Genomic DNA, 23,452 nt, shown 5'->3' on the forward strand with positions numbered 1-23,452 from the left:
TCACTCCTGGTGTTCGGTCTGTTGTGCGAGAGCGTCCTTGAACGCCATCCAGCCCAGTAGGGCGCACTTGACGCGCGCCGGGTAGCGGGACACTCCGGCCAGTGCCACCGCATCGTCCAGTAGTTCCTCGTCACCTTCGTCCTGGCCGCGGGACGAGATCATGGTGTGGAAGCCTTCGAATACCTCGAGGGATTCCGACACGGGCCGACCGACCAGGAGTTCCGCCATCATCGAGGTGGAGGCCTGGCTGATCGAGCAGCCCTGGGCGTCGTAGGAGATGTCCTCGATCGTGCTCTGGTCGTCGGAGAGCTGCAGTCGCAGCGTCAGCTCGTCGCCACACGTCGGGTTGACGTGGTGGACCTCAGCGCCGAACGGATCCCGCAGGCCGCTGTGGTGGGGCCGGCGGTAATGATCCAGGATGACTTCCTGGTACATCTGCTCGAGTTTCATCTAGCGCACGCCCTCCACTCCGAAGAATTCCTGCGCACGGCGCAACGACCGTGCCAGCGCATCAACCTCGTCGACGGTGTTGTACAACGCGAACGAGGCCCGCACTGTCGACTGCACACCGAGACGCCGATGCAGCGGCCACGCGCAGTGGTGACCGACCCGCACCGCGACTCCGTCATCGTCGAGCACCTGGCTCACGTCGTGCGCATGGATCCCGTCCACCACGAACGACACTGCGCCACCGCGGTCGACGGTGTCGGTGGGGCCGATGATCCGGATGCCGGGGATGTCCCCGAGCGCCTCGAGCGCCGCGGCGGTCAGTGTCTCTTCATGCCGGGCGACGGTGTCCATCCCGACTGCTTCCAGGTAGCGCACAGCCGCGGCAAGCCCGACCGCCTGGGACACCATCGGCACCCCGGCCTCGAACCGCTGCGGCGGATCGGCATAGGTGGACTCTTCCATCGTCACCGTGGCGATCATCGATCCCCCGGTGAGCACCGGCGGCATCGCACGCAGAAGCCCTCGACGCCCGTAGAGGACTCCGATCCCGGTGGGGCCGAGCATCTTGTGGCCGGAGAACGCCGCGAAGTCGACTCCGAGTGCGTGGAAGTCCACCGCCATGTGCGGCACGGACTGGCAGGCGTCCAGGACCACCAGCGCACCGACTGAATGAGCCGAATCCACGACGCGGGCGACGTCGGTGACCGCACCGGTGACGTTCGACTGGTGGGTGAGTGCCACGACCTTCACCGAATCGGTGAGCTCGATCGAGTCGAGGTCGATACGGCCGTCGTCGGTGAGCCCGTACCAGCGCAGGGTCGCCCCGGTACGTCGGCACAGTTCCTGCCAGGGCACCAGGTTTGCGTGGTGCTCCAGCTCGGAGATCACGATCTCGTCCCCGGGACCGACGGTGTACTCGCCGAAGCGGGGGTCTCCGAGGGCGAACGCGACGAGGTTCAGGGCCTCGGTGGCGTTCTTGGTGAACACCAACTCGTCTACATCGGCACCCACGAAGCGGCCGATGTCGGCCCGGGCGCCCTCGTAGGCGTCCGTGGCCTCCTCGGCGAGCTGATGCGCGCCCCGATGCACTGCCGCGTTGGAGTGCATGAGGAAATCCCGCTCCGCATCCAGTACCTGGACCGGTCGCTGCGAGGTGGCCCCGGAGTCGAGGTACACCAAGGGCTTTCCGTCACGGACGGTCCGGCTCAGGATGGGAAAATCCGCGCGGACGGTCGTGAGATCGAGAGTCGAGGTCATGGTCTCCCAGCTGTCTGGTCAGGCGTTCGCCGGCGTCAGGTACTTCTCGTACCCGTTCGCCTCGAGCTCGTCGGCCAGTTCGGCACCACCGGAGGCGGCGATGCGGCCGTCGACGAACACGTGAACCGTGTCGGGCTTGATGTACTGCAGGATCCGCGTGTAGTGCGTGATCAGCAGGATTCCGCCGTTCTCTTCCGCCTTGTAGCGGTTGACTCCCTCGGAGACGACGCGCAGGGCGTCGACGTCCAAGCCGGAGTCCGTCTCGTCGAGAACCGCGATCTTCGGCTTGAGCAGGTCGAGCTGCAGGATCTCGTGGCGCTTCTTCTCGCCGCCCGAGAAGCCCTCGTTGACACTGCGCTCGGAGAACGCCGGGTCGAAGTCGAGGTCAGACATGGCCTCCTTGACCTCCTTGACCCAGTGACGGAGCTTGGGTGCCTCACCACGCACGGCGGTCGCCGCGCTCCGCAGGAAGTTCGCGGTGGAGACACCGGGGATCTCGGTCGGGTACTGCATCGCCAGGAACAGTCCGGCGCGCGCACGCTCGTCGACCTCCATCGCCAGGACGTCCTCGCCGTCGAGGGTCACGGTGCCACCGGTGACCTCGTACTTGGGGTGGCCGGCGATGACGTAGGCAAGCGTGGACTTGCCGGAGCCGTTGGGGCCCATGATGGCGTGGGTCTTACCGGACTCGATGGTCAGGTCGACGCCCTTGAGGATCTCGACGGTCTCCGGGGAGTCCTCGGTGGCGGCGACGCGGGCCGTCAGGCCCTTGATCTCGAGAGTGGTCATTTCAGTGCTCGCAATCTTCGGTGTTCAGGTCTTAGGGGTGATGACTGAAGTGCTGGACGTCAGATGCCGGAGGACTGCAGCTCTAGCTCGACGGCCTCGGTGATCCGCTCGCGAACCTCGGGCACACCGATGCGGTTGATCACCTCGCCGAAGAAGCCACGGACCACCAGACGCCGCGCGACGTCCTCGGCGATGCCGCGGGACATGAGGTAGAACAGGTGCTCCTCGTCGAAACGGCCGACGGCGCTGGCGTGACCGGCACCGGCGATCTCGCCGGTCTCGATCTCGAGGTTGGGCACGGAGTCGGCCCGCGCACCGTCGGTGAGAACGAGGTTGCGGTTCATCTCGTAGGTGTCCGTGCCCTGGGCTTCCGCCCGGATGAGGACGTCACCGATCCACACGGTATGGGCGTCCGGCAGATTCGACTTCGCGTCGCCCTGCAATGCGCCCTTGTAGAGGATCCGCGAGGTGCAGTGCGGAACCGCGTGGTCCACGAGCAGGCGATGCTCGATGTGCTGACCGTCGTCGGCGTAGTACAGGCCGTTGAGGTGGGCGGTGCCGCCGGGGCCCGCGTACCGAACGGACGGCGCGATGCGGACGATCTCGCCGCCGAAGGTCACGACGGTGTACGTCACCGTGGCGTCGCGGCCGACGAGGAGATGGTGCGCGGCGAGATGCAGGGCGTCGTCATCCCAGTCCTGGATGAGCACGACCTCCAGATGCGCGGAGTCGCCGACGACGAACTCGGCGTTCTCTGCGATGGTGCCGCCGCCGCGCTGATCCACCACGAAAGTGGCATTGGCGAAGGGCTCCAGTCGGACCTGGGTATGGCCGAAGGCGATGTTGCCCTCGCCGGGACCGTCGACGGTGACGTAGACGGGTTCGGCGATGACCTTCTCCTTGGCCACCGTGATGATGGTGGCCTCGTCAGCCGAGGTGAAGGCCTGGGCCGCGACGCGGTCCCGGGGTGCACCGGCTTCGCCGATCCGCTTGTCCTTCGAGTCAACGGTCTCGGCACGGAGCCCGTCCTGCTCGGCGACGGTCACGGCGATGCGACCCGATGCGGTGACGTTGGATCCGTCATGGATGCCGCGGAGACGACGCAGCGGGGTGAACCGCCAGATCTCGTCCTTGTGGCTCGGCACCTCGAAGGCGTCAACGTCGAAGGAGGAGAACTGGTCGCCCTTGGTGGCGCCGACGGGAACGCCGTAGCGGTCGGTAACCGGCGCGGCGGCGGTCTCCGTGGTGGGGGTGGTGGTGTCGGTCATGGTGGTCAGCCCACCGATCCTTCCATCTGCAATTCGATCAGGCGGTTGAGCTCGAGCGCGTACTCCATCGGGAGCTCCTTGGCGATGGGCTCGACGAACCCACGGACGATCATCGCCATGGCCTCGTCCTCTTCCAGCCCACGGCTCATGAGGTAGAACAGCTGGTCCTGGCTCACCTTGGAGACCGTGGCCTCATGCCCCAGCGTGACGTCATCCTCACGAATGTCGATGTAGGGGTAGGTGTCGGAGCGGCTGATGTTGTCCACGAGCAGCGCGTCGCACTCGACGTTGGACTTGGAGCCCTTGGCGCCGGGGTTGATCTGGATCAAACCGCGGTAGGCAGAACGCCCGCCGCCGCGTGCCACGGACTTGGAGACGATGTTCGACGACGTGTTGGGCGCCAGGTGAAGCATCTTGGAACCAGTGTCCTGATGCTGGCCCTCGCCGGCGAAGGCCACCGAGAGCACCTCGCCCTTGGCGTGCTCGCCGGTCAGCCACACGGCCGGGTACTTCATGGTGACCTTGGAACCGATGTTGCCGTCGATCCACTCCATGGTCGCGCCCTCTTCGGCACGAGCACGCTTGGTCACCAGGTTGTAGACGTTGTTCGACCAGTTCTGGATGGTCGTGTAGCGGCAACGGCCGCCCTTCTTGACGACGATCTCCACGACGGCGGAGTGCAGCGAGTCCGACTTGTAGATCGGCGCGGTGCAGCCCTCGACGTAGTGCACGTAGGCGTCCTCGTCGACGATGATCAGGGTCCGCTCGAACTGGCCCATGTTCTCGGTGTTGATCCGGAAGTAGGCCTGCAGGGGGATGTCGACGTGCACACCCTTGGGGACGTAGATGAACGAGCCGCCCGACCAGACGGCGGTGTTCAGCGCGGAGAACTTGTTGTCACCAGAGGGGATGACCGAACCGAAGTACTCCTCGAAGTACTCGGGGTGCTCCTTGAGCGCGGTGTCGGTGTCCATGAAGATGACACCCTGGCTCTCCAGGTCCTCGCGAATCTGGTGGTAGACCACCTCGGACTCGTACTGCGCGGCCACACCGGCCACGAGGCGCTGCTTCTCAGCCTCGGGAATGCCCAGCTTGTCGTAGGTGTTCTTGATGTCCTCGGGCAGGTCCTCCCAGCTGGTGGCCTGCTTCTCCGTGGAACGGACGAAGTACTTGATGTTGTCGAAATCAATACCCGACAGGTCCGAGCCCCACGCGGGCATCGGCTTCTTGTCGAAAATCTGCAGCGCCTTGAGTCGCTTGTCGAGCATCCAGTCGGACTCGTTCTTCTTGGCGGAGATGTCGCGCACGACCGCCTCGGAGAGTCCACGCTGTGCGGTGGCACCGGCGTCGTCCGAGTCGTGCCAGCCGTAGTTGTACTGGCCGATGGAAGCGATCCGCTCCTCGTCGGTGGTCGGCTCGGTGACGTCGGCCGTCACCTGGTCTGGGGTGATGGTCATCGCACTGTCCTTTCGGCGGTCGAAACCGACGCGGGTGCGCCGGCCGGTGCGGGGATCGTGGCAGCGAGATCTTCTGCTGCCAGAGTCCCGGTCGGGATGTTGGTGGTACAGGCGCAATTTCCGCCTGCGATGGTGGCGAGGCGCTGGACGTGTGTGCCCACGATCTCGGACACCACCTCCTGCTCGGCCTCACACAGTTCGGGGAACCGCGAAGCGACATTCCATACCGGGCAATGATGCTGACAGATCTGCAGCCCTGTGCCCACTTCCTCTACCGAGGAGGCATAGCCTGCATCCGACAGTGCGGTCGCAATGTCCGCGGCGGCGCGTTCCACGTCATCCGGCCCCTCGGCCGGGCGGATGTGGCCGATGACCGAACGGACGCGCTCCCTGGCGAAGTCGATGACCGCTTCGGAGCCACCCACGCGCTGCAGCGCTGACAGTGCCTCAACAGCGAGGTGATCGTACCCGTGGCGGGCGGTGCTTCGGCCGGTGGCCGTCACCTGGAACGTCTTTGCCGGCCGACCGCGGGTCCCGGCCGGCCGGGTGTGGGCTGGCTCCACCTCGCCGGCATCGGCGAGGTTGTCCAGATGCCGCCTGACCCCGGCCGGGGTCAGGCCGAGTTCGTTACCGATCTCGGTCGCGGTGAGGGCTCCTCGTTCCAAGAGGAGTTCCCGGATCGCCGAGCGGGTATCCGGGCGGGCGCTGGTGTCATAGACGTGCTGCACGCTCATTCGCCACTCCCTTCCGGTTATGCTCGTTGCGCCCCAAGTGAGACGCACCACCTGATATTACGCAACAAACTTGTGTCGGAAATATTCCCCTACCCCCGAGCGCGTCGCAAGGCGCGGCCGTGAGGGTGTTCGCGAGTGAGGTCCGACTGTCGCTCGAGGGGTGAGGAAGGTCGGGATCGTGGCACGAGAATTCCCCAGGCGTGGCGCCGGTGCGGTGACCGCCAGGCTGCACACGGAGGAGCTGTCCACCGGCTCCCCCATGTCGGCGGAGATAGCCCGCCTGGATCGGATTCGACTGATCGGGACCACGTCCGCGGTCGCCATGGCGGTCGGTGCGCTCGGCGCGGGCGCACTGCCGGTCCTCCAGAATCCCGCGGCCGGTGAGCGACTGTTCGGACTGTGGCTTCGACTCCAGCAGTCGTCGATGACGATCGTCATGGCGGGCATGGTCATGGTGACCATCTGCTGGCTGCTGTTGGCTCCCTACGTGCTCGGACGAGATCGGCGCGGACGACTCAGCGGCCGGATCGATCGAGCGACGCTCGACCGCATCATCGCCTCGTGGGCGCTGCCGCTGGCATTTGCGCCACCGATGTTCAGCAAGGACGTCTACAGCTATCTGGCGCAGGGGGCCATCGGCAATTCGCTTGACGACCCCTATTCGCTGGGCCCCGTCTCCGCCCTGGGAACCGCGCATCCCCTGACGGTGAACGTTCCGGACATCTGGCGTGACACGCCCAACCAATACGGACCCTTGTACCTGGGTGTACAGAAACTCATCCACACGATCACCGGTGACGACGTGGTGGCGGGAACGGTCCTGCACCGGGTGGTGGCGGTGATCGGCATCCTCATGCTCGGGTGGGCGGTTCCTCGGCTCGCCGAGTACTGCGGTGTCTCCGACGTGGCCGCGTTGTGGCTGGCCGTGGCGAATCCGCTGGTGCTGTTCCACCTGGTCTCCGGAATCCACTCCGAGGCGTTCATGATGGGCCTGCTCGCCATCGGGCTGGTCGTGGCCCTGCGAGCCATTGAGGCGCCACCCGGTACTCGGACTACGGGGTTGTTCATCCTCGGCACCGTGTTGGTGACCGGTTCGGCTCTGGTGAAGCTGCCGACCGTCGTGGCGTTGGGATTCATCGGTATGGCACTCGCGCGCAGGTGGGGAGCCGGATGGCTGGCGACCCTCAAGGCGACCGTGGTGATGCTCATCCTGGCCGGCACCACCACAGGCGTGGCGATGCTGATCACCTCATCGGGTCTCGGATGGATCACCAAGCTCGGCGCGGCGACATCGCTTCGGAGCTGGCTGTCGCCGCCGACGGCCCTCGGCGTCATCGCCGGAGGCATAGGGCAGTATCTCGGTCTCGGTGACCACACTGAACAGATCCTCGTGATGGTGCAGACCGCAGCACTGATCGCCGCGGCGGCGTTCACCGTGCGCATGCTGTTCGCCGTCCAGGCCGGACGCATCAACCCTGTGGGAGGCCTCGGAGTCTCGATGGCCGCCATCGTGCTGTGCTTCCCGGTGGTTCATCCCTGGTACGTGCTCTGGGCCCTCGTGCCCCTGGCGGCGTGGGCGTCGCGCGTGGAGTTCCGGCTCCCGGTGGTCGCGGTCAGCGCGATCCTCGCGTGTTTCACCCTTCCTCCCGGCGCCGGGCTACCACCGTTTGTCACCATTCAGGCATGGGCTGCAACCGTGGTCGTGGTGTTGATCGTTTTCATCGCGATGTTCCGCTGGCCAGGGCTGTTGCGTTACCGCTGACGGTGTCGGCATACAATCGGCAGCCGTGACTCCATCGACCGACTCCCCCGCACTGCAGGTCGACGGACTTGTCAAGACTTTTGGCGACACGACCGCCGTCGCAGGCCTGGATCTGACTCTCGAGAGAGGTCAGGTCATGGCACTGCTGGGGCCCAATGGTGCCGGCAAGACCACGACAGTCGAGATCTGTGAGGGCTTTCAGCGGCCGGATGACGGCACGGTGCGCGTTCTCGGCATGGACCCGGTGACCGACCGACAGGCAGTACGCAGTCGCATCGGCATGATGCTGCAGGGCGGCGGCGCCTACCCGGGGGTCCGGGTAGGCGAAATGCTCCGTCTGGTCGCCTCCTATTACGAGGATCCCCTCGACCCGGAATGGCTCCTGACAGAACTGGGTCTCAGCGAACACGTCTCGACCACTTATCGACGGCTGTCCGGCGGGCAACAGCAACGACTGTCCCTCGCGATCGCCGTGATCGGCCGACCGGAACTGGTGTTCCTCGACGAGCCGACCGCCGGTCTCGACGCGCAGGCCCGCCTCGCGGTGTGGGATCTGGTCCGTGCGCTCCGCCGCGACGGTGCCTCTGTCCTGCTCACGACTCACCTCATGGACGAGGCCTCGACTCTGGCCGACGAGGTGGTGATCGTCGACCGCGGCAGGCAGGTGGCCTCCGGCACTCCTGCCGAACTCGAACGAGCCGGCGCCACCGAGGGGGTGACCCTTGTCGTCGACGGAGACATCGCCCCGGCTCTCCTCGACGGCGCGGTAGGGCCGGGACACACTGTCACCACCGGGTCCGGGACAGGAGTACTGGAGGTCGACGGCCCGGTCTCCCCCGCACTCATGACCGCGCTGTGCGCCGAACTCGAGCGGCACGGGGTCCAACTCACCTCATTGGCCACTAGGTCCAGGAGTCTCGAGGAGGTCTTCCTCGACCTGACCGGACGGGACCTGCGATGAACCACCCCAGTACGGATACCAACCGCTTCGCGCCCGGCACGTTCGCCCGGCCGTCGAGGCCGGCCACCCTTCGCCGGATGACGGGCGCGCAGACCCGGATAGAACTGACGCTGTTCCTGCGCAACGGTGAGCAGTTGCTGGTGGCGCTTATCATTCCGCTGGCCGCACTCATCGCTCTCGTCGCGATCGATTTCGGTGCCGTCCCGGAGCCCCGGGTCGATCACGCGATCGCGGCTGTCCTCGCCATGTCCGTGATGGGGACATCGTTCACCGGACAGGCGATAGCTGTGGCCTTCGACCGCCGCTACGACGCACTGAAACGGCTCGGTGGCACCCCGCTTCCGCCCATCGTCATCATTGCCGGAAAAATCCTGGCCACGCTCATCCTGGTGGCCGGCCAGACGGTCATTCTCGGTGCCATCGCGGTGGCCATGGGGTGGCGCCCGGAGCCGCTGGGGATCCTGGTGGGGGCCCTGATGATCGCGCTGGGGTCGGCCGCATTCTCGTCGATTGGCCTGCTGCTGGGCGGCACGATGCGTGCCGAGATCGTCCTGGGACTGGCAAACCTGATCTGGTTTGTCCTCATCGGAGCCGCGGGACTCGCCATCGGAGTGGCGGAACTCCCCTCCCGGGTGGCTGACCTCCTCGTCGTCGTCCCCTCTTACGCACTGACCGAGGCGCTCCTCGCCGCCGACACCGGAGGTCTCCCCGTGCTTCCGGCGCTTGTCCTGTTGTGCTGGACCGGCGTCTGCGGCGGCTTTGCCGTACGTCACTTCTCGTTCACCTGATAGCAGACCGTCGCGACCCGCGGCCTAGAATCGGGCACGTGACCTCGACATCGCGCGCCACGTCCTCCGGAACCCCGGCCGAGACCACACCGAAGGCAGACGGCGGACCACTGTCCAGGCTCCCGATGCCGTCGTTGCGAGCCCAGAAGGGTATCGCGCTCGCGAACGTCATCGCCCAGATCGGCATCATGACCACCGGTGTCACCGTCCGGGTCACCGCGTCCGGACTCGGCTGCGAAAGCTGGCCGCGATGCAACCAGGACAGTTTCGTCCCCGTGCCCGGCGCCGCTCCCGCGCTACACCAGGCCGTCGAGTTCGGAAACCGGCTCCTGACGTTCGTGCTCGTGGCCGTGGCCGTCGCGTTGATCCTGGCGCTCCACCGTGCCGGACGGCGAAAGCAACTGCTCGTCCTCGCCTGGATGATGCCGCTCGGGATCGTCGCGCAGGCCGTGATCGGTGGTATCACCGTGCTGGCGGGGCTGGCCTGGTGGACCGTGGCGCTCCACCTACTCCCGTCGATGGTTCTCGCCTGGGTGGCCGCGATTCTCTTCGTGCGGATAGGCGAGGACGACGCCGCGGCCCCGCGCCGCGTCATCCCCACTCCGCTGCGGTGGCTGACGGTCCTGTCAGCCGTTCTCCTCGCCTGCGTGCTGGTTTCGGGCACGATGGTCACCGGTGCCGGGCCGCACGCCGGTGACGCCCGGATCGGGGTAGCCGACCGCCTCCAGTTGCCCATCCAGTGGCTCGTGCACTTCCATGCCGAACTGATGGTCGGTTACGTCTGTCTTCTCATCGGGCTCGTCGCCGGTCTCATGGCGCTCAAGACGCCCGGGCCCGCAATCCGACGCGGCGCGATCCTGATCGGACTCATCGCCCTCCAGGCGGTTGTCGGTATCACCCAGTACCAGCTCGGTGTCCCCGAGCTTCTCGTGGTGATTCACGTGACGCTCGCCGGCACCATCACCGCGGTCACCGGTGCACTGTGGGCGGCGGGAACGATTCGCGACCGCATCCGGTCCTGAACTTCGGGCTCGGATCACGCGCTCGGCACAGGCGTCGAGCACCAGCGTTTCCGTCACGTCGGTGGACGGTCGTTCCCCACGACTAGGGCAGAGTGCGTTGCACCTGGGACATCGGGCAAAAATGACGGCCCCGCCTTTGGCGGGGCCGTCATTGTGTCGCTGATCAGGTCACAGAAGTGAGCCGGAGCCGGCCATCCTCTTCCAATGCCCCGCGGGGACATCAGTCCGCGAGATGAGCTCGCGAGTCCAGTCCGAGCCCGTAAGCCCCTCGATTCCGTCTCGAACGGCCTCGGCCTGGGACAATGAGTCCACCATCAGGTCGTCCATGACCCCGTCGGCACCAACGAACGTCATACGGACCCCGCGGCGGCCGGTCGGCTGCAGGACGACGTCGGCCGAACCACCGTGGCGCGACAGGAACTTGGTCACGAACTTCGAGGCTCGCGAGGGCACGGTCGGTGCAGCGGGGACCGGGGCGGCCTCGATCTTCTCCGCAGGGGCCTTCTCTGCAGGCGCAGAAGCGGCGGGCTCCTTCTTCTCCGCTGCCGGAGCCTCGGTCGTCGCGGCGGAATCGTCGGCAGCGGACTCTGCCGCCTTGTCGTCCTTCGACCCGGCCACCGCGGCGGTACCGGCTGCCGCAGCACCTGCAGCAGCTGCGGCGCCACCGAGCTTGAGTCCGCCGGAACTACCGCCACCGGGTGCCTTGGCTCCCCCGCCGCCGAGCTTGAGTCCACCGGACTTCTGGACAGCGGGCTTGTCCTCCGCGCCCGCCTTCTCGGACTTCGCAGCATCTTCCGTGGTCTCGGCCGTAGCACCGGCGTCCAGTTCTGCGGCCTTGCCTCCGGGGGCCTTGGCGGAGGACCCGCCGAGGGTGAGTCCGCCACCCTTGCCGCCAGGGGCCTTGGCTCCCCCGCCGCCGAGCTTGAGTCCACCGGACTTCTGAGCTGCCGGCTTGTCCTCCGTGCCAGCCTCCTCAGCTGGCGTGGACTTTTCAGCTTTCGCCTCGTCGGCAGGAGCCTCGGATGCGGAGGCGCCACCGAGACCACTCGGCTTGCCGCCGGGAGCCTTGGCCGAAGACCCACCCAGGGAGAGTCCGCCGCCCTTGCCGCCGGGCGCCTTTGCGGACGAGCCGCCGAGAGTGAGCGCACCGGGTTTGGCACTGCCGGAGGCCGGCGTGTCGGCCGGCTTCTCTGCAGAGCTGTCAGGGCTTGCCTGCTGTGCGGGAGCTGCGTCGGTGGAGGGCGCATCTGCACTATCAGCGGACTTGTCGGCCGTAGCCGGGCCGTTGCTGGTGTTTGAGGCGGCGACCGCACCGGCAGCAGCCGCTGCGGCACCGCCGCCCAGTACGAGCTTGCTCGCCGACCCCCCACCTGGGGCCTTGGCGCTGGAGGCTCCGCCCAGGGTGATCTTCCCCTTGGCTGCGGTCCCCGCCGGCTTCTCGGGCGCGGTGCTCTCAGCCGCCGCTGGCTCATCCGGAGCTGTGGTCTCAGCCGCCGCGGCACCCTGCGGCTCTGGCGTTGCATTCCCGGCGGTGCCGGACACAGGCTCAGGTGTATCGGTGGGGGCCGATTCTGCCGTGTTCTGGGGCGCCTCACCGGACCGGGTCAGGGTCAGGGCGGGCCAGCCGGTCGTCCGCGCACGCGGTCCCCCGGCGTACTGGGGAAGAATCTGCAGGCTCATGTGCCGTACCTTATCGCCTCGGTCCGACTCCACCGACCGCCACTCCCGTCGACAGTGAACGGCACGGCAAATCTGGTACTGCACGAATGAGCTCAGACGCGGATACTGGGCGGCATGCGAGCGATACAGATCACCCAGCACGGCGGACCCGACGTTCTCACCCCAGTCGATATCGAGCATCCCAAGCCGGGGCCGGGTGAGGTTCTGATCCGCACCACCGCGGTGGGCGTCAACTACATCGACACCTACTTTCGTGAGGGAATCTATCCGCGTGACCTGCCGTTCGTTCCCGGGAGTGAGGGAGCCGGTGTGATCGAGGCGGTCGGTCAGGGCACGAAGGACCTTGTTGTCGGGGACCGTGTCGCTTGGTGCCAGGCCCCTGGGTCGTACGCGGAGTACGTCGTGGCACCGGTGGAGTCACTGGTCGCCGTGCCTGAAGGGGTCGACGACGACATCGCCGCGTCGATGCTCCTCCAAGGCCTGACTGCGCACTATCTCATCACCGATACGCATCGAGCGATGGAAGGCGACACAATCCTGATCACCGCCGGTGCCGGAGGGGTCGGCCAACTCCTCATTCAACTCGCGGTGGCTCGTGGATTCCGCGTCATCACCACAACCTCGACGGAAGAAAAGGCGGAAAAGTGCCGGGCACTCGGCGCGCACCACGTCCTGCTCTACCCGCAGGCGACCCCAGAACGAGTGCGAGAACTTTCTGACGGTGGAGTGGCCACCGTGTTCGACGGTGTCGGCAAGGACACGTTCGACTCGAGTCTTTCTTCCCTTGCACGTCGGGGGTCGATGGTGCTTTTCGGTGCCGCCAGTGGGCCGGTTCCACCGGTTGACCCGCAGCGCCTCAACTCGGCTGGTTCGGTGTTCCTAACCAGACCCACCCTGGCCGATTTCATCGCCACCACCGAGGAATTCCGTGACCGAGCTTCGGAAGTTCTCGAAGGCATCGTCGACGGCACGCTACGCCTCCAGGTGGGGGCGACCTACGGTCTGTCACAGGCCGCTGACGCGCATCGGGCACTGCAAGCTCGCGGAACCACCGGATCCATCGTTCTGGATCCCCTGCGCTGACTCCAGTGGACGGAACCCGGTGGGTCCAGCACTGGTCAGAGTGCGGACACCATCTCGGACACGGTCTGCAGACCCAGAACCGCGTCGACGGACAGTGCGACGAAGACACCGGCGAGGTAGTTATTGGACAGGATGAACAGCTTGAGTGGCTTGACCTCGATACCGCGACGAACGCCAGCCTCGAGCCGGTGCGCCATCACGATGAACCACACGCCGAAGCCGATGGCACCGATTGCGTAGATCCATCCGGCGGCCGGCACCAGGGCGAGGGTGCACACCACTGTCACCCAGGTATAGATGGTGATCCGCCGGGTAACGCCCTCCTCGGACATGACCACCGGCAGCATCGGCACTCCAGCCGCCTTGTAGTCCTCCTTGTAGCGCATCGCCAAGGCCCATGTGTGTGGGGGCGTCCAGAAGAAGATGACCAGGAACAGCACGACCGCCTGCCACCAGTTGTGGGGCTGCCCTTCCGGCAGGTTGTCGGTGATGACCGCCCAGGAGACGAACACGGGCATACAACCTGCAGCACCACCCCAGACCACGTTCTGGGCTGTGCGCCGCTTGAGGATCATCGAGTAGACGATCACGTAGAACAGGATCGTGATGAGGATGAAGAACGCGGCAAGCCAACTGTTCGCGAGAAGTCCCAACCACAGCATGCTGGCGACGCCCAGGACGAGACCGAAGATCAGCGCTGCACGTCGCGTGATCGCGTGCCGAGCGAGCGGTCGCCGCTCAGTGCGCTTCATCACCTGGTCGATGTCATAGTCGACCACCATGTTGAGCGAGTTCGCACTCGCTGCGCCCATCCAACCGCCGACGAGGGTCAGAAGAACCAGCGACAGGTGAATGTGACCGCGGTCAGCCTGGAGTAGAGCCGGGATCGCTGCGACGAGAAGGAGTTCGATCACCCTGGGCTTGGTGAGAGCGATGTAAGCCATCACCACATCAATCGCGCGGGTGGGCCCGCTGGATGGCGCCGGACGCCCCGAAGACGCGGGAGGAGAGACGGACGGCCCCCCACTCCGGGTCGGGGTGGAATCTTGCACCGTATCTCCTTGCCGCAGACGTGAACGCACTACTTTGCTGATACTACGTGCCGCCCTCGGCGTCCGCGAAAGAGCGGGGGCGGGGACCCGACCACCTCCTGCGCCGTCGACCATTAGGGTGGTGGACGACATATGCGCGGATCCGCGCCGCACCCTCGACCCGGGAGTACCACAAGTGACCAGCGCGTCGGAGATCACCGAGCTCACCACCGCCCGCCACCCGTCCGACTGGACCGACCTGGACACCCGCGCCGTGGACACCGCTCGTGTCCTCGCTGCGGAGGCCGTCCAGAACTGCGGTAGCGGGCACCCCGGCACCGCGATGAGCCTCGCTCCCCTGGCATACACCCTCTACCAGCGTGTGATGCGGCACGATCCGACTGATCCGAAGTGGATCGGTCGTGACCGTTTCGTCCTGTCCTGCGGACACACGTCGCTGACCCAATACGTGCAGTTGTATCTCGCGGGCTTCGGACTCGAGCTCGAGGATCTGAAGGCACTGCGCACGTGGGGATCCCTGACTCCCGGACATCCCGAGTGGAACCACACCGACGGTGTCGAGATCACAACCGGTCCCCTCGGGCAGGGGCTGGCCTCCGCGGTAGGAATGGCGATGGCCGCCCGGTACGAGCGCGGCCTCCTGGACCCGGATGCCCCCGCCGGCAAGAGCCCGTTTGACCACTTCATCTACGTGGTCGCTTCGGACGGGGACCTTCAGGAAGGTGTCACGGCCGAGGCATCGTCGCTGGCCGGGACACAGAAGCTCGGCAACCTGATCGCGGTGTACGACGACAATGAGATCTCGATCGAGGACGACACGAAGATCGCGTTCACCGAGGACGTCGCAGCCCGGTACGAGGCCTATGGCTGGCACGTGCAGACCGTGAACGGGGGCGAGGATGTCGCGGCGATCGAGGAGGCAATCGCAGATGCGCGCGCGGTGACTGACAAGCCTTCGCTGATCGTGCTGCGCACCGTCATCGCCTACCCCGCTCCGAACCTGATGAACACCGGTGCCTCGCACGGTGCGGCCCTCGGCCAGGACGAGGTCGACGCGGTCAAGACCGCGCTCGGCATGGGGGGAACCGAGCCGTTCACCGTCGCTGACGAGGTGATCGCGCATACTCGTGGGGCCCGCGATCGCGGTGCTCGGGTCCACGCCCAGTGGAGCGACATGTTCCATGCCTGGGCCGAGGCGAACCCCGAGCGCAAGGCACTCTTCGACCGCCTCTACTCGGGTTCGCTGCCCGATGGGTGGGACGCAGATCTGCCCACTTGGGAGGCCGATCTCAAGGGCGTGGCAACCCGCAAGGCATCGGCCGCGGCAATTCAGGCTCTCGCGGCCAAGTTGCCCGAGCTGTGGGGTGGATCGGCGGACCTGGCGGGATCCAACAACACCCCCATCAAGGGTGCGGATTCGTTCGGCCCGAGCACCATCTCCACTGACACGTGGACGGCGTCTCCCTACGGGCGCAATCTCCACTTCGGTATCCGGGAGCACGCGATGGGCGCGATTCTCAATGGGATCGCCCTGCACGGCCCGACGCGCCCCTACGGGGGTACCTTCCTCATCTTCAGCGAGTACATGCGACCGGCGGTTCGGCTGGCGGCACTCCAGGGAAGCAATGCGTACTACGTGTGGACCCACGACTCGATCGGGCTCGGCGAGGACGGTCCCACGCACCAGCCGGTCGAGCAGTTGGCAGCGCTTCGCGCAATTCCGGGACTCGCGATCCTGCGTCCGGCGGACGCCAACGAGACGGCTGCCGCCTGGCGCGCGATGCTCATGGCCCTCGATGGGCCGAAGGGGCTGTGCTTGACCCGCCAGGACGTGCCGGTGCTGGAAGGTTCCGCAGAGTTGGCCCGCGAAGGTGTCGAGCGGGGTGGCTACGTCCTCGCCGAGGCGTCGACCGGAAAGCCCGAGCTGATCCTCATCGGAACCGGCTCAGAGGTACAGCTCGCCGTTGCGGCCCGGGAGACCCTGGAGGCCGAGGGAATCGCGACCCGCGTCGTCTCGATGCCCTGTGTCGAGTTCTTCGACCAGCAGGACGCCGAGTACCGCGAATCAGTTCTCCCGCGGGCCGTGAAGGCACGCGTTTCGGTGGAGGCCGGAATCGCGATGCCGTGGCACCGGTTCATCGGTGACGCGGGACGCGCGGTCTCCCTTGAGCACTTCGGCGCATCTGCGCCGTACCAGACACTGTTCAACGAGTTTGGGATCACCGCAGACGCAGTGGTCTCCGCCGCTCGCGACTCACTCGCGGCCGTTGCCGAGGAGGCATGATGACCAACGCGAATCTCGCTGCACTCAGCGCCGCTGGCGTGTCCGTCTGGCTTGACGACCTGTCACGTCAACTCCTCACATCCGGCGAGCTCGCCGCACGCATGTCAGCGTTGTCCGTTGTTGGAGTCACCACCAATCCGGCGATATTCCAGTCAGCTTTGTCCGACTCGTCAGCCTACGAATCTGCGCTCACCGCTGCAGTTTCCGCGGACCGCGACGTCGATGCAGTTGTTCGCGAGTTGACGACCGCTGACGTGAGGGATGCCTGCGATGTCCTCGCCGACACCTACGCGTCGACCGATGGCGTCGACGGTCGGGTGTCCCTCGAGGTCGATCCGCGATTGGCGGACAAGACCGAGGAGACGGTCTCCCAGGCGGTAGAGCTTCGAGCCGCGGTCGACCGTCCCAACGTCATGATCAAGATCCCCGCCACCGCGGCCGGACTCCCTGCCATCACGGAGGTCATCGGCAAGGGTATCGACGTGAACGTGACGCTGATTTTTTCCGTCGACCAGTACCGAAAGGTGGCCGAGGCGTACATCGACGGTCTTGAGCGCGCGGCTGAGGCCGGTCACGACCTGTCCACCATTCATTCCGTCGCCTCGGTCTTCGTCTCTCGCCTCGATACCGAGGTCGATTCGCGACTCTCCGGCGATTCTGAGCTTCGGGGTCAAGCCGGACTTGCCAACGCGCGGCTCTGCCAGGAGGTCTACGACGAGGTCTTCGACACGAGCGGTCGTTTCGGTGCACTGGCCGATCGAGGCGCGCGCCCGCAGCGTTTGCTCTGGGCTTCGACCGGAGTCAAGGATCCGGCGTACCCCGACACGCTCTACGTGACCGGTCTGGTTACGCACGGGACCGTCAACACGATGCCCTTCGCAACCATGGAAGCCTTCGCCGATCACGGCGTCTTGGAAGGTGACACCGTACGTGGGAGCGCAGCTGCGTCTCACGCGACCCTTGAGGCGCTGCGTGCTGAGGGGGTCGATCTCGACGAGGTCTTCACCCTCCTGGAGAAGCAGGGCGTAGACAAGTTCGTCGCAGCATGGGACGACCTCCTTGGTACCGTCACCGCGCGTATCGACGAGATCCCGTCAAGTTCGTGAAAAGTACGCACCGGGAAAACGACCCGGTTGAGGACGGCGTCGGCACGCTGGCGCCGTCCAACCCGCTCCGTGACCCGCGAGATCGCCGGCTCCCGCGAATCGCCGGACCATCTGGACTGGTGATTTTCGGGGTCACTGGTGACCTGTCGAAGAAGAAGCTGATCCCCGCGATCTACGACCTCGCCAATCGCGGACTCCTTCCACCCAGCTTCTCGCTGATCGGATTCGGTCGCCGGAAGTGGACTCACGAACAATTTGCAGAATTCGCACGAGAGTGTGCAAAAGAACGATGTCGAACCCCGTTCCGTGAGGACGTCTGGGAGCAACTCGCCGTCGGACTGCGTTTTGTCACGGGCACGTTCGATGATGATGCGGGATTCGACCGTTTAGCGGAGCAGTTGACCGCATTGGAGGCTGAGCGCGGCACCGCCGGCAACTACGGGTTCTATCTGTCGATCCCACCGGACGACTTCCCCACCGTATGTCGACACCTGGATCGGACGGGGGCGACCAAGGGACCAGAGGGCGCGTGGCGCCGCGTGGTGATCGAGAAGCCGTTCGGGCACGACCTCGCCAGTGCCAAAGAACTCAACAATGTCGTGGGCGCGGTGTTCCCCGAGGACTCCGTCTTTCGTATCGACCATTATCTGGGCAAAGAAACCGTCCAGAACATTCTTGCGCTCCGCTTCGCGAACCAATTGTTCGAGCCAGTCTGGAATGCCAATCACGTTGACCATGTCCAGATCACGATGGCTGAGGACATCGGCCTCGGCGGGCGCGCGGGCTACTACGACGGCATCGGTGCCGCACGCGACGTCATTCAGAACCACCTCATCCAGTTGATGGCGCTGGTCGCGATGGAAGAACCGACCGACTTTTCTGCATCTGCACTGAGGGCGGAAAAGACCAAAGTGCTCGAGTCGACGTCGTTGGCGCTGCCGATTTCCGAGACCGCTGCCCGCGGACAGTACTCGGCCGGGTGGCAGGGCTCGGAGCACGTGGTGGGACTCAAGGAGGAGGAAGGGTACGACCCCTCGTCCACGACGGAGACCTACGCCGCCATCACGCTGGAGGTGCACAATCGTCGCTGGGCTGGCGTGCCCTTCTACCTTCGGACCGGTAAGCGCCTGGGCCGCAGGGTAACCGAGATCGCGGTGGTATTCCGTCGTGCTCCGCACCTCCCCTTTGACGCGACGATGACCCAGGAACTGGGCCAGAACGCCCTGGTCATCCGAGTACAGCCGGACGAGGGTGTCACTCTGCGGTTCGGGTCGAAGGTGCCGGGAACCGCGATGGAGGTCCGCGACGTCAATATGGACTTCGCCTATGGCGAGGCGTTCACCGAGTCGTCGCCCGAGGCCTATGAGCGGCTGATTCTCGATGTTCTTCTCGGCGAGCCCTCCCTGTTTCCTGTCTCGAGGGAAGTGGAATTGAGTTGGATGCTCCTCGATCCCGTGCTGCGGGAGTGGGCAGCGCAGGGCGTCCCCGAGCAGTACCAAGCCGGCACCTGGGGGCCCAAGGGCGCCGATGAGATCTTGGCACGCAGTGGCCGGGCATGGAGGCGACCATGATCATCGATCTTCCCGATACCTCCACCAGAGACATTGCGAAGAAGCTCGTGCAGATTCGCGAAGAAGCCGGCCTCAGTACGATCGGGCGGGTACTCACACTCATCGTGCTCACCGACCACGTCCGTGGAAGCGAGGCCGCGATCGACGCCGCGAACGAGGCGAGTCGCGAACATCCTTGTCGTGTGATCGTGGTCATCCGTGGCCGGCGCGCCGACCCTGACCGACTCGACGGACAGATCCGAGTAGGTGGGGATGCGGGCGCGGCAGAGGTCGTTGTTCTCCGCACCTCCGGCGGCCTGGCGTCCCAGTCAGCCTCGATAGTGACTCCGCTCCTTCTCCCCGACACGCCACTCGCAGTCTGGTGGCCTCGGCATTCCCCGACTCTGCTCTCCGCTGACAAAGTCGGACGTCTCGCACGTCGTCGAATTGTCGATTCCGATACCGAAGGTCATCCGACAGACGCTTTGGCAAAACGTGTTGCCGGTTATTCCCCGGGCGATACGGACCTGGCTTGGGCGAGAATTACCCATTGGCGGTCGATCCTCGCAGCAACGCTGGACAGTCCGCCGTATGAACCGATCACCGGCGCGACGGTATGCGGGCCCGAAAGAGCAGCATCTGTCGACTTGGCGGGAGGTTGGCTGGCATCCAGGCTGGGGATAGACGTCCAACGAGCAGTCGGCCCCTCCATGGTCGTTCTCGAGCGCGAATCAGGATCAATCGTGCTCACTCAGATCAGCTCCACCGCGGCAGAGCTACGCATAACCGGACAACCCACTACCCGCGTTGCAATCGTGGGACGCAGTGTCGCCGACTGTCTCTCGGAAGAGTTGCGGCGCATGGACACCGATGGGGTCTATGCGGATGCACTCGACAACATCGATCGGGTCATCTACACCTCAGCCTCGGTCCGCTGACGCCAAGCGGCTCACCAGCAGAACCCAGCCCATCCCAGGAGTTTCGATGTCAGACATCCGCCATCACGTTCATCCCGACCTCGACAGTCTCGCCACATCCGCAGCAATGGAAGTCACCACGCATCTCAACGAGCGCATCGCAGAGTCCGGTCGGGCGGTGTTATCGCTCACCGGTGGTAGCGCGGGAGTGAAGACCGCTGCCGCGCTCGCTACGGCCGAGATCGAATGGGAGCGTGTGACCATCTACTTCGGCGATGAACGTTTCGTGGCCGCCGGAGATCCCGAGCGAAATGACGGGCAGCTAGATGAAGTCCTGCTGGATATTCTTGGTGAAAGACCAACAATTCACCGATGGCCGACCCTCAGTGCCGAGAACACTGATGTCTTCGCTGCCGCGAAGGAGTTCCGGGAGGCGCAGTCACTTCCCCCAGGAGATGCGCCACTGTTTGACGTGACCCTTCTAGGCATGGGACCGGAAGGGCATATCGACTCGATTTTTCCCGATACTCCGGCCGTGTCCGAGACAGAAGAACTCATTATGGGCGTCAGAGACTGCCCCAAGCCCCCACCCGAGAGGCTCACCTTCACCCTTCCCGCGATCCGGCGTTCGCGCCATGTGATCGTTGTGGCCACTGGCGACGGCAAGGCGGAGGCGGTAGCCAGGGGAATTGAAGGAACGGATCCGCAACAGTGGCCAGTCGCCGGAGCGCGGGGCTTGGAGTCGACCACCTTTCACCTCGACGGTCCCGCAGCGTCGATGATGTAGTGCCGGCAGGCACCCAGCACAAAGTTGAACGGGGTGCGCGTCGTCCGCGAGGACGAGGCGCACCCCGTGTCTTGTGCGCGAAGAACGCGCACCAAAAGTTGCGGGATGAGGGTCAGCCGAAGCGGACCACCAAGCCAACTGCCACGATTCCGATCAGCCACAGCACCGACACGATTACTGTGACGCGGTCGAGGTTGCGCTCCACGACGCTCGAGCCGGACAGGCTCGACTGAACGCCGCCGCCGAACAGCGAGGACAGACCGCCACCCTTGCCGCGGTGCAGCAGGATGAACAGCATCAACAGCAGGCTGGAGATGATGAGGAACAGGTCCAGGGCGAGCTTCATGTAGAGATCGTGCCTCACGTCGGGTCGGGCGGTCGGATGTCGACCGCTACAGACTACCTGGTTGGCAGTCTGTGGCTAATCCGGGCACGCGCATACCCACAGGACTGCGCGTGCCCGGCTGTAGGAATCAGGGCAGCGGCCCACCGGCGGCGATCGCAGACAGCTGTGCGAACTCGTCCGGCTTAAGTGATGCGCCGCCAACGAGGCCGCCGTCAACGTCCGGCTGCTCGAGGAGCTCACCGACGTTGGAAGCATTGACACTTCCGCCGTACAGCACTCTCATCGACTCCGCGGTCTCATCGTCCGCGAGATCGGCCAACGCTCCACGGATCGCCGAACACACCTCCTGGGCGTCCGCTGCCGATGCGGTCTTGCCGGTTCCGATCGCCCAGACCGGCTCATATGCGATGACGGTCTCGGCGAGCTGAGCCTTGGAGAGTCCGGCAAGCGAGCCCTTGAGCTGCTCGACCACGAAGGACACGTGATCGCCGGCCTCCCGGACATCGAGCTTCTCCCCAACGCAGACGATCGGGGTGAGTCCATGCTTGTGGCTTGCGGCAGCCTTGGCAGCCACCAGTTCGTCAGACTCAGCGTGGTAATCGCGACGCTCGGAGTGGCCCACGACCACATAGGTGCAGCCGAGCTTGGCGAGCATCGCCGCCGAGATCTCGCCGGTGTAGGCGCCGGATTCGTGAACCGATACGTCCTGAGCGCCATAGGCGAATCCGAGCTTGTCGCCCTCGATGACGATCTGGACACCGCGGATATCGGTGAACGGCGGGATGAACGCCACATCCACCTTCTCGAGGTACTTCTCTGGCAATGCGAAGGCGACCTTCTGCACGAGAGCGATGGCCTCAAGGTGATTGAGGTTCATCTTCCAGTTGCCGGCGATGAGCGGTGTGCGTGCCATGTTCTCTCCTGTTGTCGACGATCCGAGTCAGTTACCGCGCTCGAGCGCGGTGACGCCCGGAAGTTCCTTGCCCTCGAGGTACTCCAACGAGGCACCACCGCCGGTGGAGATGTGAGAGAAGTTCTCCTCCCCCAATCCCAGAGTCCGCACCGCCGCGGCGGAGTCGCCGCCACCGACGACGGAGAATGCGCCATCCTTGGTGGCGGTGATGATGGCCTCGGCCACCCCACGAGTGCCGGCGGAGAACGCCTCGAACTCGAACACGCCCATGGGGCCGTTCCAGAACACAGTCTTGGCGGCAGAGAGTTTCTCGGCGAATGCGGCCACGGAGTCCGGGCCGATGTCCAGGCCCATCTTGCCGTCGGGGATCGCTTCAGCAGAGACCGTGGCGTGTGGGGCATCTGCGGAAAAGCTATCGGCGGCCACCACGTCGACGGGCAGCGTGATCACATCGCCGAATTTGGCCAGGAGGTCCTTGCAGGTGTCGATCATCTCCTCCTGTAGGAGGGATGATCCGACCGAGTGCCCCTGTGCGGCGAGGAAGGTGAAGCACATGCCACCCCCGATGACGAGCGTGTCGACCTTCGGTGCCAGGGCCTCGATCACGGCGAGCTTGTCGGAAACCTTCGAGCCGCCGAGCACTACGGCGTACGGCCGCTTCGGGTCGCCGGTCAGGTCGGCGAGGACGTCCACCTCGCTCTGGACGAGATCGCCGGCGTACGCGGGCAGTACCTTGGCCACGTCGTACACCGATGCCTGCGCACGGTGAACCACACCGAAACCGTTGGAGACGAACGCGCCGTCCTCTCCGACCAGCTTCGCCAGTTCAGCTGCGAACTCCGAACGCTCCGCCTCGTTCTTGCTCGTCTCACGCGGATCGAAGCGCACGTTCTCGACGAGCAGGACGTCGCCGTCGGTTAGTCCGTTGGCGCGCTCACGGGCGTCGGACCCCACCACGTCACCGGCGAGCTGCACGTAGCGGCCGAGTTCGTCGCCGAGCTTCTCGGCCACAGGAGCCAGAGAGTATTCCGAGTCCACCTTGCCGCCGGGTCGACCGAGGTGAGCGGTGATCACCAGGGCTGCCCCGGCGTCCAGCAGGGCATTGAGTGTGGGCAGTGAGGCCGTGATGCGACCTGCGTCCGTGATCGTCGTCCCGTCGAGCGGGACGTTGAGGTCACAGCGGACGAGGATCTTGCGACCCTCAACGCCGGCCTCAAGCAGGTCGGAGAGCGTGCTCACTGCCATG

At 65.5% G+C, this 23,452-nt stretch carries 21 protein-coding genes; 10 read left to right on the forward strand and 11 right to left on the reverse strand.

All coding sequences use genetic code 11. The features are described from left to right. The 6 genes from sufU to G6016_RS12755 are packed head-to-tail and all read right to left on the reverse strand — an operon-like array spanning position 1 to position 5,955. Positions 1–450: a Fe-S cluster assembly sulfur transfer protein SufU gene (gene sufU / locus G6016_RS12730; protein ID WP_182633008.1), complete on the reverse strand. Its 450-nt coding sequence runs from the start codon at positions 448–450 to the stop codon at positions 1–3. After that, positions 451–1,707, reverse strand: a complete 1,257-nt coding sequence (locus tag G6016_RS12735) for a cysteine desulfurase (RefSeq protein ID WP_182633009.1) — start codon at positions 1,705–1,707, stop codon at positions 451–453. A gap of 18 nt (positions 1,708–1,725) precedes the next feature. Beyond that, a complete protein-coding gene (gene sufC, locus G6016_RS12740; protein WP_182633010.1) occupies positions 1,726–2,496 on the reverse strand; it encodes a Fe-S cluster assembly ATPase SufC in 771 nt (256 codons plus the stop codon). A gap of 59 nt (positions 2,497–2,555) precedes the next feature. Then, positions 2,556–3,764, reverse strand: coding sequence for a Fe-S cluster assembly protein SufD (sufD, locus tag G6016_RS12745; RefSeq protein WP_182633011.1), 1,209 nt, complete (start codon positions 3,762–3,764; stop codon positions 2,556–2,558). 5 nt (positions 3,765–3,769) lie between these two features. Continuing rightward, positions 3,770–5,221 (reverse strand): Fe-S cluster assembly protein SufB, encoded by a 1,452-nt coding sequence (gene sufB / locus G6016_RS12750; protein WP_182633012.1) that lies wholly within the window; start codon positions 5,219–5,221, stop codon positions 3,770–3,772. Further along, entirely contained in the window at positions 5,218–5,955 is a 738-nt protein-coding gene (locus G6016_RS12755; RefSeq protein WP_182633013.1) for a helix-turn-helix transcriptional regulator, read from the reverse strand. Before G6016_RS12755 ends, sufB begins: the two co-directional genes overlap by 4 nt. A 178-nt stretch (positions 5,956–6,133) precedes the next feature. Here G6016_RS12755 and mptB point away from each other — a divergent pair, with 178 nt between their 5' ends. The 4 genes from mptB to G6016_RS12775 all read left to right on the forward strand — a co-directional run bounded on the left by mptB (position 6,134) and on the right by G6016_RS12775 (position 10,488). Next, on the forward strand, positions 6,134–7,717 hold the full coding sequence (mptB, locus tag G6016_RS12760; protein WP_182633014.1) for a polyprenol phosphomannose-dependent alpha 1,6 mannosyltransferase MptB: 1,584 nt from the start codon (positions 6,134–6,136) through the stop codon (positions 7,715–7,717). A 25-nt stretch (positions 7,718–7,742) separates the two neighbouring features. Then, the gene (locus G6016_RS12765) at positions 7,743–8,678 is read left to right on the forward strand and encodes an ATP-binding cassette domain-containing protein (RefSeq protein ID WP_182633015.1); all 936 of its coding nucleotides are present in this window, start codon (positions 7,743–7,745) and stop codon (positions 8,676–8,678) included. A 77-nt stretch (positions 8,679–8,755) separates the two neighbouring features. Further along, positions 8,756–9,466, forward strand: a complete 711-nt coding sequence (locus G6016_RS12770; protein WP_241730284.1) for an ABC transporter permease — start codon at positions 8,756–8,758, stop codon at positions 9,464–9,466. Positions 9,467–9,504: 38 nt separating this feature from the next. Beyond that, a complete protein-coding gene (locus tag G6016_RS12775) occupies positions 9,505–10,488 on the forward strand; it encodes a COX15/CtaA family protein (RefSeq protein ID WP_338403605.1) in 984 nt (327 codons plus the stop codon). A 168-nt stretch (positions 10,489–10,656) separates the two neighbouring features. Here the strand turns inward: G6016_RS12775 and G6016_RS16910 are convergent, their stop codons facing one another. Beyond that, positions 10,657–12,168: a hypothetical protein gene (locus G6016_RS16910; RefSeq protein ID WP_187354567.1), complete on the reverse strand. Its 1,512-nt coding sequence runs from the start codon at positions 12,166–12,168 to the stop codon at positions 10,657–10,659. A 114-nt stretch (positions 12,169–12,282) separates the two neighbouring features. On the opposite strand from G6016_RS16910, the gene G6016_RS12785 reads away from it, so the two are divergent. Next, positions 12,283–13,251 (forward strand): quinone oxidoreductase family protein, encoded by a 969-nt coding sequence (locus tag G6016_RS12785; RefSeq protein ID WP_182633017.1) that lies wholly within the window; start codon positions 12,283–12,285, stop codon positions 13,249–13,251. 35 nt (positions 13,252–13,286) lie between these two features. Here G6016_RS12785 and G6016_RS12790 read toward each other — a convergent pair whose 3' ends face one another. Next, entirely contained in the window at positions 13,287–14,195 is a 909-nt protein-coding gene (locus G6016_RS12790) for a heme o synthase (RefSeq protein WP_187354568.1), read from the reverse strand. A gap of 283 nt (positions 14,196–14,478) precedes the next feature. Between G6016_RS12790 and tkt the strand changes: the two genes are divergently transcribed. The 5 genes from tkt to pgl are packed head-to-tail and all read left to right on the forward strand — an operon-like array spanning position 14,479 to position 20,947. Beyond that, the gene (gene tkt / locus G6016_RS12795) at positions 14,479–16,587 is read left to right on the forward strand and encodes a transketolase (protein WP_182633018.1); all 2,109 of its coding nucleotides are present in this window, start codon (positions 14,479–14,481) and stop codon (positions 16,585–16,587) included. Beyond that, positions 16,584–17,693: a transaldolase gene (tal, locus tag G6016_RS12800; RefSeq protein ID WP_241730285.1), complete on the forward strand. Its 1,110-nt coding sequence runs from the start codon at positions 16,584–16,586 to the stop codon at positions 17,691–17,693. The genes tkt and tal overlap by 4 nt, the downstream gene beginning before the upstream one ends. Next, the gene (zwf, locus tag G6016_RS12805) at positions 17,690–19,264 is read left to right on the forward strand and encodes a glucose-6-phosphate dehydrogenase (RefSeq protein ID WP_422110481.1); all 1,575 of its coding nucleotides are present in this window, start codon (positions 17,690–17,692) and stop codon (positions 19,262–19,264) included. Before tal ends, zwf begins: the two co-directional genes overlap by 4 nt. After that, entirely contained in the window at positions 19,261–20,181 is a 921-nt protein-coding gene (locus tag G6016_RS12810) for a glucose-6-phosphate dehydrogenase assembly protein OpcA (RefSeq protein ID WP_338403607.1), read from the forward strand. Before zwf ends, G6016_RS12810 begins: the two co-directional genes overlap by 4 nt. 46 nt (positions 20,182–20,227) lie before the next feature. After that, the gene (pgl, locus tag G6016_RS12815; RefSeq protein ID WP_182633021.1) at positions 20,228–20,947 is read left to right on the forward strand and encodes a 6-phosphogluconolactonase; all 720 of its coding nucleotides are present in this window, start codon (positions 20,228–20,230) and stop codon (positions 20,945–20,947) included. Between the two features lie 112 nt (positions 20,948–21,059). Here pgl and secG read toward each other — a convergent pair whose 3' ends face one another. From secG to G6016_RS12830, 3 genes are all read right to left on the reverse strand, one after another. Then, positions 21,060–21,293, reverse strand: a complete 234-nt coding sequence (gene secG / locus G6016_RS12820) for a preprotein translocase subunit SecG (RefSeq protein WP_182633022.1) — start codon at positions 21,291–21,293, stop codon at positions 21,060–21,062. A 127-nt stretch (positions 21,294–21,420) separates the two neighbouring features. Next, the gene (tpiA, locus tag G6016_RS12825) at positions 21,421–22,206 is read right to left on the reverse strand and encodes a triose-phosphate isomerase (RefSeq protein ID WP_182633023.1); all 786 of its coding nucleotides are present in this window, start codon (positions 22,204–22,206) and stop codon (positions 21,421–21,423) included. Positions 22,207–22,233: 27 nt separating this feature from the next. Beyond that, on the reverse strand, positions 22,234–23,451 hold the full coding sequence (locus G6016_RS12830) for a phosphoglycerate kinase (protein ID WP_182633024.1): 1,218 nt from the start codon (positions 23,449–23,451) through the stop codon (positions 22,234–22,236). Position 23,452: the final 1 nt, after the last annotated feature.

Origin of the sequence: Dietzia aerolata, assembly GCF_014144865.1 — a bacterium.
Taxonomy (GTDB): Bacteria; Actinomycetota; Actinomycetes; order Mycobacteriales; family Mycobacteriaceae; genus Dietzia; species Dietzia aerolata.